At 61.5% G+C, this 14,063-nt stretch carries 13 protein-coding genes; 2 read left to right on the top strand and 11 right to left on the bottom strand.

Going from position 1 to position 14,063, the window contains the following annotated elements:
- Positions 1-192: 192 nt before the first annotated feature.
- The 7 genes from uvrC to ACTG2U_RS21130 all read right to left on the bottom strand — a co-directional run bounded on the left by uvrC (position 193) and on the right by ACTG2U_RS21130 (position 9,151).
- Positions 193-2,046 (bottom strand): excinuclease ABC subunit UvrC, encoded by a 1,854-nt coding sequence (uvrC, locus tag ACTG2U_RS21160; protein WP_139472809.1) that lies wholly within the window; start codon positions 2,044-2,046, stop codon positions 193-195.
- A 127-nt stretch (positions 2,047-2,173) separates the two neighbouring features.
- On the bottom strand, positions 2,174-2,818 hold the full coding sequence (gene uvrY, locus ACTG2U_RS21155) for a UvrY/SirA/GacA family response regulator transcription factor (protein WP_005337448.1): 645 nt from the start codon (positions 2,816-2,818) through the stop codon (positions 2,174-2,176).
- Positions 2,819-3,030: 212 nt separating this feature from the next.
- Positions 3,031-3,780 carry a 3-deoxy-manno-octulosonate cytidylyltransferase gene (gene kdsB / locus ACTG2U_RS21150; protein WP_042056295.1) on the bottom strand — a complete coding sequence of 250 codons (750 nt, stop codon included), beginning with the start codon at positions 3,778-3,780 and terminating at the stop codon, positions 3,031-3,033.
- Entirely contained in the window at positions 3,777-3,965 is a 189-nt protein-coding gene (locus ACTG2U_RS21145; protein WP_005347033.1) for a Trm112 family protein, read from the bottom strand. Before ACTG2U_RS21145 ends, kdsB begins: the two co-directional genes overlap by 4 nt.
- A 121-nt stretch (positions 3,966-4,086) precedes the next feature.
- On the bottom strand, positions 4,087-5,082 hold the full coding sequence (lpxK, locus tag ACTG2U_RS21140) for a tetraacyldisaccharide 4'-kinase (RefSeq protein ID WP_439975094.1): 996 nt from the start codon (positions 5,080-5,082) through the stop codon (positions 4,087-4,089).
- Positions 5,082-6,845: a lipid A ABC transporter ATP-binding protein/permease MsbA gene (gene msbA, locus ACTG2U_RS21135; RefSeq protein WP_005350892.1), complete on the bottom strand. Its 1,764-nt coding sequence runs from the start codon at positions 6,843-6,845 to the stop codon at positions 5,082-5,084. The genes lpxK and msbA overlap by 1 nt, the downstream gene beginning before the upstream one ends.
- Positions 6,846-6,949: 104 nt before the next feature.
- Complete coding sequence (locus ACTG2U_RS21130; RefSeq protein ID WP_439975093.1) at positions 6,950-9,151, bottom strand: DNA internalization-related competence protein ComEC/Rec2; 2,202 nt, start codon at positions 9,149-9,151, stop codon at positions 6,950-6,952.
- A 27-nt stretch (positions 9,152-9,178) separates the two neighbouring features.
- Between ACTG2U_RS21130 and ACTG2U_RS21125 the strand changes: the two genes are divergently transcribed.
- Positions 9,179-9,697 carry a DUF2062 domain-containing protein gene (locus tag ACTG2U_RS21125; protein WP_005350890.1) on the top strand — a complete coding sequence of 173 codons (519 nt, stop codon included), beginning with the start codon at positions 9,179-9,181 and terminating at the stop codon, positions 9,695-9,697.
- Positions 9,691-10,194, top strand: a complete 504-nt coding sequence (locus tag ACTG2U_RS21120) for a DUF2062 domain-containing protein (RefSeq protein WP_042081972.1) — start codon at positions 9,691-9,693, stop codon at positions 10,192-10,194. Before ACTG2U_RS21125 ends, ACTG2U_RS21120 begins: the two co-directional genes overlap by 7 nt.
- Before the next feature lie 106 nt (positions 10,195-10,300).
- Here the strand turns inward: ACTG2U_RS21120 and ACTG2U_RS21115 are convergent, their stop codons facing one another.
- From ACTG2U_RS21115 to ACTG2U_RS21100, 4 genes are all read right to left on the bottom strand, one after another.
- A complete protein-coding gene (locus ACTG2U_RS21115; protein ID WP_439975092.1) occupies positions 10,301-11,491 on the bottom strand; it encodes an amino acid aminotransferase in 1,191 nt (396 codons plus the stop codon).
- Between the two features lie 145 nt (positions 11,492-11,636).
- Positions 11,637-12,578, bottom strand: coding sequence for a hypothetical protein (locus tag ACTG2U_RS21110; protein ID WP_439975091.1), 942 nt, complete (start codon positions 12,576-12,578; stop codon positions 11,637-11,639).
- 175 nt (positions 12,579-12,753) lie between these two features.
- Entirely contained in the window at positions 12,754-13,626 is an 873-nt protein-coding gene (gene hdfR, locus ACTG2U_RS21105; RefSeq protein ID WP_042081968.1) for an HTH-type transcriptional regulator HdfR, read from the bottom strand.
- Complete coding sequence (locus tag ACTG2U_RS21100) at positions 13,626-13,997, bottom strand: DUF413 domain-containing protein (RefSeq protein ID WP_005350885.1); 372 nt, start codon at positions 13,995-13,997, stop codon at positions 13,626-13,628. Before ACTG2U_RS21100 ends, hdfR begins: the two co-directional genes overlap by 1 nt.
- Positions 13,998-14,063 lie beyond the last annotated feature (66 nt).

The raw sequence follows: 14,063 nt of genomic DNA, 5'->3' as shown, positions 1-14,063 counted from the left end.
AGCCACTTCTTGTACGTCGCTACATAGTGCGCCAAAGCCGATTTGCGATGCAACCGCACTGGCGCCCGTCTTGGTCTTTTTAATCCATCAATCTTCTCAAAATGCGAGGGCCATTATGGCATTTACGGCCCCCCCGCGTCACGGCTCTTGTGCATCAAGGAGTTAGCGATTTTGCCATGCCGCTAACCCTGCTCAGGCGCTGTGCAAGCCATCGTGGATGGTCTGGGCCAGCTCCTGACTGATGCCGGGTACCTTGGCCAGTTCATCCACGCTCGCCTTTTTGACCTCCTGCAGGCCGCCCAGATATTTGAGCAGCGCCTGCCGCCGCTTTGGCCCCACCCCCGGAATATCCTCCAGACTGCTACTGGTGCGGGCCTTGGCCCGTCTGGCCCGGTGGCCAGTAATGGCAAAACGGTGGGATTCATCGCGAATATGCTGAATAAGGTGCAAAGCGGGCATATCTGCCGGCAAATGCAGCTCTTCGTGGCTCTCCCCCATGATGAGAGTTTCCAACCCCGCCTTGCGGGTGACCCCCTTGGCAATCCCCACCAGCAGCGGATATTTGCCGCCGAGAAACTCCAGCTGACGGGCCAGGATCTCTTCGGCGCGGCGCAACTGGCCGAGGCCACCATCAATAAACAGCACATCAGGCACCTTGTCCGGCTCCTGCTGCTTGCCAAAGCGGCGCTCCAGCGCCTGCTCCATCGCCGCGTAGTCATCACCGCCGGTGATGCCGTCGATGTTGAAACGACGATATTCCGATGAGAGCGGCCCCTCCCGGTTGAACACCACGCAAGAGGCCACAGTGCGCTCCCCCATGGTGTGGGAGATATCGAAACACTCCATGCGGGCGATGGGGCGCTCCAGCTCCAGCAGCTCTTCCAGCTGGTCGTAGCGGGCGGTGATGGTGCTCTTGTGAGCAAGCCGCGAGCGCAGCGCCGTCTCGGCATTGATGGAGGCAAGCTTGATAAAACGGGCCCGCTCGGCGCGAGTTCGGCTCACCACCCGCACCTTGTAACCGGCGGTCTGGCTCAGGGTCTCGGCGATGACGCTCTCGTCCTCCAACGCCACGTCGAGCAGCACCTCGCTCGGGATCTGCCGTCCCCCCTGCCCCGACAGATAGAACTGCAGCAGGAAGGATTGCACCACCTCGTCGAGCTGGGTATCGGCCGGCACTTTCGGGAAGTAGCTACGCGAACCCAGCACCTTGCCCTGACGAATAAAGAGCACGTGGATGCAGGCCGCACCTTGCTGGAAGGCGACCCCCACCACATCCAGCTCATCCAGCACGTTGCCGCTCACCGACTGCTGCTCGGTGACCCGGCGCAGCGCCAGGATCTGATCCCGATAGCGGGCCGCCTCTTCAAAGCGCAGATCACCGCTGGCGGACTCCATCTTGCCCACCAGTTCGCCAATCACCTGCTGGTTCTTGCCCGCCAAAAACAGCTTGGCCAGCTCCACCTGCTGGGCATATTCGGCTTCGCTCACCAACCCGGGCACGCAAGGACCGGCGCAGCGCTTGAGCTGATAAAGCAGGCAGGGACGGGTGCGGTTGGCATAGACCGCATCCTCGCACTGGCGCACCGGAAAAATCTTCTGCATCAGATGCAAACTCTCGCGCACCGCACCGCCAGAGGGGTATGGGCCGAAGTACTCTCCTTTTATCTTGCGGGCACCGCGATGCACGCCGATGCGTGGATGCTGGTGCGCTGTGATGATGATCCAGGGGTAGGATTTGTCGTCCCGCAGCAGCACATTGTAACGGGGTTGGTACTGCTTGATCAGGTTGTGCTCGAGGATCAGCGCCTCAGTCTCGGTGTGGGTGACGGTGACCTGAATATCGGCGATCTGGCGCACCAGAGTGCGGGTCTTGATGCTGTCGACGTTGGTGCGAAAGTAGGAAGCGAGCCGCTTTTTCAGATCCTTGGCCTTGCCCACATAGATCACGGTGCCACCGCTGTCATACATGCGGTAAACGCCGCTCTGATGGGTGACGGCGCTCAGAAACGCCTTGCTGTCGAAGAGAGGTTCGGGAGAGAGGGTCATCAGCTACTCGGCTCACACAAAGGCAAAAATTAACGGGCAGAGCATACTGCCCTCGCAGCCCGAAAAGCAAAGGGGCAGAAAAGCAAAAAGGCGGCACTCGCCGCCTTTGTGACCACACGCCACCCGATTAGAGGGTATCGGCATCCAGCATGCCATAGCGAATGGCCAGATGGGTCAGTTCCACGTCACCGTTGATCCCCAGCTTGCTGAACAGACGATAGCGGTAGCTGTTGACCGTCTTCGGGCTCAGGTTGAGCTGCTCGGAGATATCGGTCACCTTCTGCCCCTTGGTGATCATCATCATGATCTGCAGCTCGCGCTCGGAGAGGGACTTGAAGGGATTCTCGTCAGCGGAGGCAAACTGGCTGAGGGCCATCTGCTGGGCAATCTCCGGGGAGATGTAGCGCTGACCGGAGTGCACCAGCCGGATCGCTTGGATCATCTCGTCGGGGGCTGCCCCCTTGGTCAGGTAACCGGCGGCGCCCGCCTGCATCACCTTGGTGGGGAACGGATTTTCTGAATGAATGGTCAGCACTATGATGCGCACATCGGGGCGGATCCGCAGAATTTTGCGGGTCGCTTCCAGACCACCAATACCCGGCATGTTCATGTCCATCAGGATCACGTCCGGATGGTGTTGGCGACAGAAAGTGACTGCGGTCTCGCCGCTCTGTGCTTCGCCCACCACCTTGATCCCGCGCACATCTTCAAGAATGCGTCTTATCCCTGTACGCACCAGCTCATGATCATCGACCAGGAATACATTTATCACCCAAACACCCCGTTTTATCTCGTTTTAGCCGCCCGGTTAGGGTTAACAGGGCGTCTTGCATCATAACCAAACTCGTCGCTTTGGCAAACCATGCACGCCAAAAGTTTGAGAAAACCCATGTTTAGCGTTTAAAATCAAATAATTATATAAATTTTCAAAACAAAAAACGGTGCCTTGCGACACCGTTTTTCATGACGTTAGTGCTGTGGCCATCACTTGGCCAAAAAGGCCCGCACCTTCTCCAGATCGGCCTGGGTATCCACCCCGACCGGCGGCGCTTCAAGGGCCTGGGCGACGTGGATCTTCTCCCCGTACCAGAGCACCCGCAGCTGCTCCAGCGCCTCGACCTGCTCCAGCACGCTCGGTGCCCAGTCTACGTAACGCTGGATAAAGCCGGCACGATAGGCATAGATACCGATATGACGCTGGTAGTGGTCACCAATCTGCTCGTGGCTGTTGGCAAAGCGATCCCGATCCCAGGGGATGGTGGCGCGACTGAAGTAGAGGGCGTAGCCATCCTTGTCAGTCACCACTTTCACTGCGTTCGGATTGAACGCCTCTTCGGCATCCTTGATCGGCACCGACAAGGTCGCCATCGGCGCCGTGGCGGCGGCCAGATTATCCGCCACCTGACGAATGATGGCGGGCGGAATGAGCGGCTCATCCCCCTGCACATTGACGATGATGGTATCGGCGGCAAAGCCGTAGTGACGGCACACCTCGGCCAGACGCTCGGTGCCGGACTGGTGATCCGGTGAGGTCATGCACACCTCGACGCCGGTGCTCAGCAGTGCCTGCTGTACCCGGGCATCGTCAGTGGCGACGATCACCCGATCGGCCCCCGATTGCAGGGCTTTCTCCACCACGTGCTGCACCATGGGCTTGCCATGGATATCCGCCAGCGGCTTGCCCGGCAGACGAGTTGACGCATAGCGGGCAGGAATGACGACGACGAAACTCATGACGGCAGCTCATCGCTGTTGAGCGGACGGGCACGGTTCTCCAGCAGCACCGGGATCCCCTCCTCCAGCGGATAGGCCAGCTTGTCAAAGCGGCAGACCAGCTCATGCACGGCCTTGTTGTAGTGCAGCTTACCCTTGCAGACCGGGCAGGCGATGATGTCGAGCAACTTGATGTCCAAAGCCAAAACGATACTCCTTCAACGATGTCGCGCTGGCGGCTTCATCACGCCAGCGATGGATGTCGAGCAACCAGATATTCCATGCGGGGCATATCAAGCCCCTGCTCCCCCGCCGAGGCGAGAGAGCTTAATCTTGCGCCCTGGCCGCGCCCTTTGCCTTCGCCCCCAGCTTGTGCAGCAGGGCATCGAGCAGGGAGGCGGGCAACTCGGCGCTGACCGGCAGATACCACCAGTTATCGAGGGCAAACGCGCGGCACTTGACCGCATCCTTCTCGGTCATCAGCAGCGGCTTGCTGGCAAAGCGCCCCACCAGCTCATCCCGATCGAAGGGGTGATGATCGCCGTAGGCGGCCTGCTGATCCAGCTGATAGCCGAGCCCTTCCAGGGTGGCAAAGAAGCGGGGTGGATGACCGATCCCCGCCAGCGCATCGACCGGCCCCGACAAGGGGGCAGCCAGCGGGGCATCGTCGCGCACCCGGCGCGGGGTGTCGGCGACCAGTTGCATGGGGTACTCCCCCTTGCCCGGCTCGCCGCCGTTGCAGATGATGGCGTCCACCCGTTTGAGACGAGTGATCGGCTCGCGCAGCGGCCCCATCGGCAGCAAGCAGGCGTTGCCGAAACGGCGCGCTCCGTCCACCACCACCAGCTCGATGTCGCGGGCCAGCGCATAGTGCTGCAGACCGTCATCGGTGATGATGATATCCACCTCACCGCTCTGCTCCAGCAGTCGTACCGCGTCGGCCCGTTTTGGGGCAACCACCACGGGGCAGCCGCAGCGCCGGGCAATCAGCACCGGCTCATCCCCCGCCTGCGCCGTGGTGCTGGTTTCATCCAGCCGATAGGGGTAATGGGGCGCCTTGCCACCATAACCACGGCTCACCACCCCGGGGCGATAGCCGCGGGCTTGCAACTGCTCCACCAGCCAGACCACCACCGGCGTCTTGCCGTTGCCCCCCACCGAAATATTGCCCACCACGATCACCGGCAAGGAGGCGCGATACCCCCTGCGCCAGCCATGACGATAGGCGTAGCGGCGGCTGCCGCTGATAACGGCGAACAGCAGGGCAAAGGGGGCCAGCAACCAGCGCCAGCCACTTTTGCGATACCAGAGCCGTTCCAGCATCAGGCCTTGCTTCCCGCGTTGCCAAACTGAATGGCGCGCAGCTGGGCATAGGTGCCACGCTGCTCCATCAATGCTTCGTGGTTACCGCGCTCGACGATATGACCTTCGTCGATCACCAGGATCTCGTCCGCCTTCTCGATGGTAGAGAGACGGTGGGCGATCACCAGCGAGGTACGCGCCTTGCAAAGCTCGTCGATAGCCGCCTGAATGTGGCGCTCGGATTCGGTATCGAGGGCCGAGGTGGCCTCATCCAGCAGCAGAACCGGTGCATCGCGCAGCAGGGCGCGCGCAATGGCAACACGCTGGCGCTGACCGCCGGAAAGGGATGCACCGTTTTCGCCAACCACAGTGTCATACCCGTTGCTCATCTTGCTGACGAACTCGTCGGCGTGAGCGATACGGGCGGCCTGCACGATCTGGTCGCGGCTGTATTTGTCTTCTGCCGCGTAGGCGATGTTGTTGGCCACCGAGTCATTGAACAGGTGGACATGCTGGGAGACCAGCGCGTACTGCTTGCGCAGCTCGCTCAACTTGTATTCGCGGATGTTGATGCCGTCCAGCAGGATCTCGCCCTGATCGATGTCGTAGAAGCGGGTCAACAGGCTGGCAATGGTACTCTTGCCAGAGCCGGAACGGCCCACCAGCGCCACCGATTTACCCGCCTCCACCTTGAAGCTGACGTTGTGCAGCGCCGGGGTATCCTTGGTCGGGTAGGTGAAGGTGACGTTGCGAAACTCGATCTCGCCGCGAGCACGCTCCAGAGTACGGGTGCCGGTATCCTGCTCCGGCTCGGTGTCGAGCAGGCCAAACAGGCTGTGGCAGGCGGTGATGGCACGCTGGAACTGGTTGTTGACGTCGGTCAGGCTTTTCAGCGGCTTGAGCAGCATCATCATGGAGGTGATCATGACGGTAAACGTACCGGCCGTCAGAGTTGACTTGACGCTGTCAATGGTCGCGACGTAGAGGAAGGCCGCCAGCGCGATGGAGGCCACCATCTGCACCACAGGGCTGCCGATGGCATCGGCGGCGACCATCTTCATGGTCTGCTGGCGCATGTTGTTGCTGACCTGGAAGAAGCGTTTCTCTTCCACCTTCTGGCCCCCAAACATCAGCACCTCTTTGTGCCCTTTGAGCATCTGCTCGGTGGAGGTGGTGATATCCCCTACCGCCTGCTGGATGTGACGGCTGATCTGGCGGAAACGGCGGCTGATAAGGCCGATGATGATGCCCACCAGCGGGCCAACCACCAAAAAGATCACTGACAGCTGCCAGGAGTGCCAGAACATCAGGCCGAGCAGACCGACCACGGTCGCCCCTTCCCGCACCAGGGTCACTAGCGTGGTGCTCGCCGCCGAGGAGACCTGACTGGCGTCATAGGTCACCTTGGAGAGCAGATGACCGGTGTTCTGGCGATCGAAGAAGCTCATCGGCATCGCCACCATGTGATTGAACACCTGCTGTTGCAGACGCATCACGACATGGTTGCCGACCCAGGCCATGCAGTAGTTGGAGAGAAAGTTGGCGACACCGCGCAGGGCCACGATGCCGAGGACGAAGAAAGGCATCCATTTCAAAACGGTGCTGTCGTTGCCATTGATGCCCTGATCGATCAGCGGCTTGATGGAGTAGACAAAGGTGGTATCCACGGCGGCGTAGCCCAGCATCCCGATGATGCCACCGACCAGGCCCAGCTTGCGATCACGGACATAACCGAGCAGGCGTTTGAATACTGGCCAGCTCTCTTGTGAGGTTTCTTGTTGCATGAATAGCCGTTAGTAATGGAAATGACGGGCTATTCTAGCCAAAGCGCAGGCTTACACCAAGCGCCGCCACCTATATCGCATTCCTACACGGCAGAAATGGCCGATTATTGCTCAAACCACACTCGCGGTCGCCACCACTCACCACTTCGTCGATACCAGGGCCCCAGATCTCGCTCGGCGGTGACGCTCAAGCCCGCGGCGGTGGGTTCGACCAGCATCGCCCCTTGCTGACCGGTGATCCACTGGCGGGCATCCCGATAGCGGGCCACCACATCGGGACGGGGAAAGCCCCACTGATTCATAAAACCGGCGCTGTGGATCACCTCCTTTGCCGCTACCGCCGCAACAAAAGGGGGCGTGGAGGAGGTGCGACTGCCATGATGGGGGCTCACCAACAAGGTACTGGCCAACCCCTCCCCCTCCAGCGCCACTAGCCGCTGCTCGGCCTGCCGCTCGATATCTGCACTGAGCAGCACGCTGCGCTGCCCATCGCTGATGCGCACCACGCAGCCATCGTTATTACGCCCGCCACCGGGGCGCTCGGGCCAGAGCACTGCAAACGAGAGCCCCTGCCAGCGCCACTGTTGCCCACGCTGGCAGAGCGTCGTTCTCTCACTGAAGGGGTAAGAGGATAGCTCGTGACGCACCGGCATGGCGCTGAGCAGTCGCTTGCGATTGCCTGCATGATCCCGATCCTTGTGGCTGATGATGAGGCGATCGATGACCCGGATCCCCAGATGGCTCAGCTGGGGCAGGATCACCGCATCCGCCATGTTGTAGCCTCCGGGATAACGATCGCCGGTGTCATAGAGGATGGCTCGCTCCCCCTTGCTGATCAGCACCGCTAACCCTTGCCCCACATCCAGCACCCGCAGTTGCCAGCGGACTGGCGTTGGCCAGAGCGCCAACAACAGCGCACACAGACCCGGTAGCCAGAGCCAGCGTGCCGGGCGCCACTGTGCGGCGAACCAGAGCAGCAACAGCAAGGTGCAGAGTGGCAGCCACCAGGCGGGTAGTGGCCACCACAGTTGCAGTTGATCGGAAAGCCAGCTCAGGATCGTCAGCACCCACCCGAGCCCCAGATCCGCCAGCCAGAACAGGCCGTAGGCGAGCAAAGTGGAGATCGGCGCCAGCAGCACCCCAATCAACGCCAGCGGTATGATGGCGATACAAAAGAGCGGCACCGCCAACAGGTTGATCACCATGGCAAGGGGCGCTATCCCCTCGAACAACGCCAGTTGCAGCGGCAGCAGACCGAGCAGCAACCAGAGCTGGATCTGCCAGAGCCCCGGCTTGTCGTGGACATATCCCACTAGCAGCAAGATGGCCACCGCCAGAAACGAGAGCCAGAAGCCGGCCGAATAGAGGGCGAATGGATCCCAGAGGGTCAATACCACAAAGGCCCACAGCCAGATGCGCCAGGCCGGCCACTCTCGCCGGCTCCAGCGCAATACACTCCACACCAGCACCATGATCAGGGCCCGCTCGGTGGCCACCGCAAATCCGGCCAACGCGCTGTAGACGGCGGCAAACAGCAGGGAGGTGATGATGGCGCCGCGCAGACCAAACAACCTGCCCAGCCACCATCCGAGCACCGCCACCAGCGCGATGTGTTGCCCTGAGATGGCGATGATATGGGTCAGGCCGCTGCCGCGAAACAGCTCCCACTGGGCATCCGTGATGCCGCTCTGCTCGCCAAAAGTGAGCGCCGCCAGCAAGGGAGCATGATCAACCGGACGCCAACTCTCGGTCGCGGCCCCCAACCAGCGTTCGCGCCAACCCGCAGGTACCTGTTGAATGTCGATCACCCGCCGCAGATTGCCGGTGGCGGTGATCCCCTTGCCCAGCAGCAGACGCCGCCCATCCAGCCCCGCCTCGTTGGCCAGACCGTGAGCCGGTTTCAATGAGGTCACCAGGGTGATCCGGCTGCCTACTGTCATGGCGGGCAATGCCTGATAGGCATTGACCCGGATCAGGGGCTCAGGTGTCACCGGTTGCTCGTCGAGGGTGCTCACCCGTAGCAGCAGCCGGACAAATTTATCCCCCTCGGGCTCTGCACTTTGCAGCTGTGCGGTTATCATGTGGCTCGTCTGATCGCCCAACCGCTCCAGCCAGGCCAGCCGATAGGCAAGATTGGCCTGCATCCAGAGGATGCCGAGCAGGAGAAACAGCCACCGCCAGGCACGGCAATATGCAAGGGGGATCAGCAGGGACAGCAACAGGCCCCCCCATGCGAGTGAAGGTAACCATGGCCAGAGCAGTGAGGAGCTTGCCCCTAGGGCAAACGACAACAGACGCAGATCCATGGAGCAAGTATTTAGCAAGGTTTCAATATGCCCAAACGACTCATTAAACGCTGGATGCCCGATCAGCAAACCCTGAAAGAACACAAGCACCTGCGGCTGTTCGGCAAACTGCTGCTCGATGCCAACCTCTGGCACCTCAACCGCCGCTCGGCAGCCGGGGCATTTGCGGTGGGCCTCTTCATGGCCTGGGTGCCGCTCCCCTGCCAGATGCTGCTGGCCGCCGGTGGCGCCATCCTGTGCCGGGTCAATCTGCCGCTCTCGGTGGCGCTGGTCTGGCTCTCCAACCCCTTTACCATGCCGCCCCTGCTCTATGGCGCCTATCTGGTAGGTTGCCAGTTGCTGGGACATTCGGCGCAGCAGATAGAGATTGAGTTCACCTGGGAGTGGCTGGTCTCGGTACTGGGCACAGTGGCACCGCCGCTGTTGCTGGGCTCGCTGATCCTGGCACTGCTCAGTTCCCTTATCGGCTACACCCTGATCCGCACCTTCTGGCGGATCAGCACGGTGCGCCAGTGGCAAAAACGCAAGATGGCCCGCCCATGCTGAGTCGCTGGTTTGCCCGCTTCAAGCTAGATCCCGACACCCTGCGCCAGCAGAAGTGGTTTGCCCTGTTTGGTGAACGGCTGCTTGCCCCCGCCCTCTGGCAAGGGGGCACCCGCGCCCTGAGCGGCGCCGTAGCGGCCGGGATCTTCGCCTGCTGGTTCCCCATCCCGATGCACTCGCTCATCGCAGTCGGTCTGGCGCTGGCATTCAGCCTCAACCTGCCACTGGCGCTGCTGGCGGTCTGGTTCAACAATCCGCTGACCCTGCCGTTCATGTATCTCTACGCCTATCGCACCGGTTGTCTGGTACTGCACCAGACGCCGGAGCCTTTCCACCTCAGCTGGACCCTGCACTGGCTGGAGCAGGAGGCTGCCACCCTGGTGCCTCCCTTCCTGCTCGGCAGCCTGCTGCTGGCGGTACTCACCGCCCTGAGCGGCGGCGCCCTGACCGCGCTGCTGTTGCAACTGCGCAAGCTGTGGCAAGGTGCCCGCCACCACTGAGTCGCCCTTACCCTTGTTTGGCGATCAGCCGTTGGCGATCAAAAAAGCCCGTCACCAAGGTGACGGGCTTTTCCATGGCATAGAACCAGAGCGCAAGGTGATGCGATTACAGCACCTTGGCAATGGCCTCGCACAGGGGATCGATATTGGCGCGGGTAATACCGGCTACGCTGATCCGGCCGGAGCCGACGATGTAGATGGCAAATTCGCTCTTGAGGCGCTCCACCTGATCCTTGGTGAGACCGGAGAAGGAGAACATGCCGTTCTGCTCGCGGATAAAGCTGAAATCCTGGCTCACGCCGAGGGCCGCCAGCTTCTCTACCAGCAGCTCGCGCATCTCGCGAATACGCACCCGCATGGCGGCAACTTCTTCGACCCACTCGGCATAGAGAGCCGGATCGCTCACCACGGCGGTGACCACAGCGGCGCCATGTGACGGCGGGTTGGAGTAGTTGGCACGAATGACGGTCTTGACCTGGGTGAAGGCCACATCGGCGATCTCCTTGGTCGCGCTCACCAGCGTGAAGGCGCCGACCCGCTCGTTGTAGAGGCCGAAGTTCTTGGAGAAAGAGCTCGCCACCAGCAGCTCGTCATGGCACTCGGCGAAGATGCGCAGGCCTTCGGCATCCTCTTTGATACCACGGGCAAAACCCTGATAGGCGAAGTCAAACAGCGGCAGCCAGCCGGCGGCAGCACTCTGCTTGGCCAGCGCGCGCCACTGATCGCTAGTGGGGTCGATACCGGTCGGGTTGTGGCAGCAACCGTGCAGCAGCACCAGCTCACCCGGCTGCACTTCGGCCAGCGAGGCCTGCATGGCGGCAAAGTCGAGTCCCTTGGTGGCGGCGTCGTAGTACTTGTACCACTTGACGGTCAGGCCCGCGGCCTGGAACACGCTTACGTGGTTGGCCCAGGTGGGATCGGAGATCCAGATGGTCTTGGCCAGACCGTTGCGCACCACGAATTCGGCCGCGATACGCAGGGCACCGGTACCGCCCGGCGCTTGCGCGGTCTTGGCGCGGCCACTGGCAACCAGCGCAGAGTGCTGCCCGAACAGCAGTTGCTGCACGATGCGGCCATATTCGATATTGCCTTCAATACCGAGGTAGTTCTTGGTCTTCTCGTCGGTCAGCAGCTTCTGCTCGGCTTTCTTGACGCAGTGAAGAATGGGGGTGGCACCGGACTCGTCCTTGTAGATCCCTACGCCCAGATTGATCTTGTGGCTGCGAGAGTCAGCGCGGAAGGCTTCGGTCAGGCCCAGGATCGGATCCGCTGGGGCGGCAACAACCTTTTCAAACATGGTATTCCCTGTATTCCGTTGAGTTCGTTGGGTGGCAAAGCGGCTTGATAAACAAAAGCGCTCATCTGGCGAGCGCTTCGTCAACTCTTTATATCACCGCGTTCAATGGGGGAAAACCGCTTTTTGCCTCGCTTTCAGGCCAATTTCAACCAACGGCATGCCACGCTGGCGCCAGCGCACACACCTCGGCCGACAAGCCACCATTGGACTCAACCAAACCGCTACAAACTGCTAACAATGGCTTGGGGATCCGGCTCGGCTCCCAGGGCCGAGCCTCAGTCAAAGGCTGGGCATACGCGCTGAGGATGGGGGCCAGATCACGGGGCAACCACCAGCTGGCCGGACGACCCAGCCGCTGGGCCAGCGCCTGCAGCCGATCCACCCCGGCAGGGTCGAGGGCGGTGAGATGACTCCACAGCACATTGGGGGGCAAGGCGGCCACCACCTGCTGCAAGGCTAGAGGAGCCGATGGGGGGGCCCACACCAGCAAGGTGCCGGGTTCAAGAGGCAGCTCGGCAAAGGCGCCAACGCTGTCGGTGGTGATCACCCGCTCGATACTCCCCTCCCCCCACAGGATCTTGCCAAGACCCGCCAGAGTGCGCTCGGGTAGGGCCACCTCCCCCAGCGTCTGCAACCAGGGGGCTGCGTCGATCAGGGTGCCGCCGCTAAAAAAGAGGCTGAACGGCTGGGCGGCGCGCAAGCGCAAAAGCTGATCGGCGCAGAGCCGGATCCCCTTGTCCTCGAAATCGATCTGCTCGTTGGGGGTGAAGTTCACCTCGCTCTTGCGATAGAGCGCCGCCAACACTCGCTCGTTGACCTGCTCCCCCAATTGCCAGCCCTGAGCATGCAACCACTCCTCAGGCTCGGGGGGGGCAGTTGCGATCTCGGCCAGCATCAGTTCGCGGGTGAGATAGCGCCGCCCGGCCGGGGTGAGCTCATAGCTGTGGCTGCCATGGGCGAGCAGCAGCTGGTTATCCTTGAGCAGGCCCACCAGCGGTTGCCACTGGCGGCCACGGATCACCACAGGTGAGTGGCTCAGCAACTGCTGCGCCAGCGCCCGCCATTCGGGGTGACTAAAGTCGATCAATTACAATCCATCCCTGTCAGTGCTCAATCGGATAAACAAACAGCCTGAAAAGGTACCGTTACAGACCGATGACGCCAAGCCTCCCGCGCCAATTACGTGACCTCGCTCCCTGCAATATTCCCCAAACAGAAGAGCCCACCGTGGGGTGGGCTCTTCCTTGGATCACACTCGATGCTTATTCGATGTTGAGGCGCAGCTCGGCATCGTGCCAACCCAGTGGCAGGGTCAGCAGCTGATCGATTAGCTCCCGGCGATCGGATTTCTCCAGATAGGCAAGATAGAGCGGACGGCTCAGCGGCTGGCCCCCCTCCACCAGATGGAGCGCCCCCTTCTCGAGGAAGGGGCTGACCATCCGCCGTGGCAGGTAGGCAGCGCCACCGTTGGCCAGCACGAACTGCAACGCCATGCTGGCGGAGCTGGAGTGCAGCACCGGGGTCTTTTGCAGGCTCTGCAAGCGGCTGGGTTGCGGCTCGAAGCTGGTGCCCCAGTCGAGGTGGATGTGCGGCATCTGCATCAGGTTGTCGGCATTGGCGGCCGGATCCCGGCTCACCAGCTCGAACACCAGCTCACCGATGGGATGCAGGGCAATCTCGTCGATCTTGGTGGGCTCGGAGAGCAGGGCCAGATCGAGGGAGCGCTCCAGCAACTGGCGGCAGAGATGCTCGCGGGAGGCTGTTTCCAGCCGCACCGCCAAACCGGGCGCCAGCGCATAGATGTGATTGAGCCAGTCGTTGAAATCGAGCTCCCAGAACACCGCGGGCGCGCCGATGGCCAACTGCTGGCTGAATCCTGGCGAGAGCGCCACATCCTGCTTGGCACGACCAAGGGTGTGCAAGATGGCGTCTGCGTAGGGCAGCAGACGCTCACCGGAGGCGGTCAGGCGGATGTTGTTGCGATGACGGGCAAACAGACTGACACCCAGTTGCTGCTCTAGCTGGCGGATCCGGAAACTCACCGCCGACTGGGTCAGGTAGAGATTTTCAGCAGCCCGGCCAAAGTGCCGGGTCTTGCTCACCTCGATAAAGGTCCGAAGCAGCTCGGTATCCATTAATCGATGGACTCGTCACTGCCACCGCCGCTGCCACCACCGACATCAAAGCTGCCGCCACCGCTGCTCTCTTCGCTGGCGCCGCCAACGACGGTGCAGAGGCGATGAACGCGCTTGGGACCGATCACCTTGAGGTATTTGAACCACACCTTGGCATGGGGGTTGGCACCGGCTTCGCCGGATTTGACCTGCTCGACGAAGGCGGACTCGACATCGTCACGGGGTGCAAGGTTGCCCTGGTAGAGTGCCAGCATGGCGGTACCATACTTTTCCAGACTGTCCGCTTCGGCCACAGTGAATTCGCCACTGCGACGCAGGCCACGGGGAAAATGTTTGAAGTCGTTGAAACGCTTGTCTGATTCGAAGCTCATAGTGCTCTTTTTTCTGGTTAGTTTGACCTTTGCGGGCAAGTATCATCAGGCCATCGCCGAGTGCAA

It is taken from the genome of Aeromonas sp. 95A, assembly GCF_051919235.1.
Lineage (GTDB): Bacteria > Pseudomonadota > Gammaproteobacteria > Enterobacterales > Aeromonadaceae > Aeromonas > Aeromonas veronii.
Note: the sequence above shows the minus strand (reverse complement) of the source record. Positions and strands in the feature narration are given on the sequence as shown.

Coding starts and splice junctions, on each gene's coding strand:
- uvrC (WP_139472809.1), bottom strand. CDS start 2,046: ATGACCCTCTCTCCCGAACCTCTCTTCGACAGCAAGGCGTTTCTGAGC.
- kdsB (WP_042056295.1), bottom strand. CDS start 3,780: ATGAGTTTCGTCGTCGTCATTCCTGCCCGCTATGCGTCAACTCGTCTG.
- lpxK (WP_439975094.1), bottom strand. CDS start 5,082: ATGCTGGAACGGCTCTGGTATCGCAAAAGTGGCTGGCGCTGGTTGCTG.
- msbA (WP_005350892.1), bottom strand. CDS start 6,845: ATGCAACAAGAAACCTCACAAGAGAGCTGGCCAGTATTCAAACGCCTG.
- ACTG2U_RS21130 (WP_439975093.1), bottom strand. CDS start 9,151: ATGGATCTGCGTCTGTTGTCGTTTGCCCTAGGGGCAAGCTCCTCACTG.
- ACTG2U_RS21125 (WP_005350890.1), top strand. CDS start 9,179: ATGCCCAAACGACTCATTAAACGCTGGATGCCCGATCAGCAAACCCTG.
- ACTG2U_RS21120 (WP_042081972.1), top strand. CDS start 9,691: ATGCTGAGTCGCTGGTTTGCCCGCTTCAAGCTAGATCCCGACACCCTG.
- ACTG2U_RS21115 (WP_439975092.1), bottom strand. CDS start 11,491: ATGTTTGAAAAGGTTGTTGCCGCCCCAGCGGATCCGATCCTGGGCCTG.
- hdfR (WP_042081968.1), bottom strand. CDS start 13,626: ATGGATACCGAGCTGCTTCGGACCTTTATCGAGGTGAGCAAGACCCGG.
- ACTG2U_RS21100 (WP_005350885.1), bottom strand. CDS start 13,997: ATGAGCTTCGAATCAGACAAGCGTTTCAACGACTTCAAACATTTTCCC.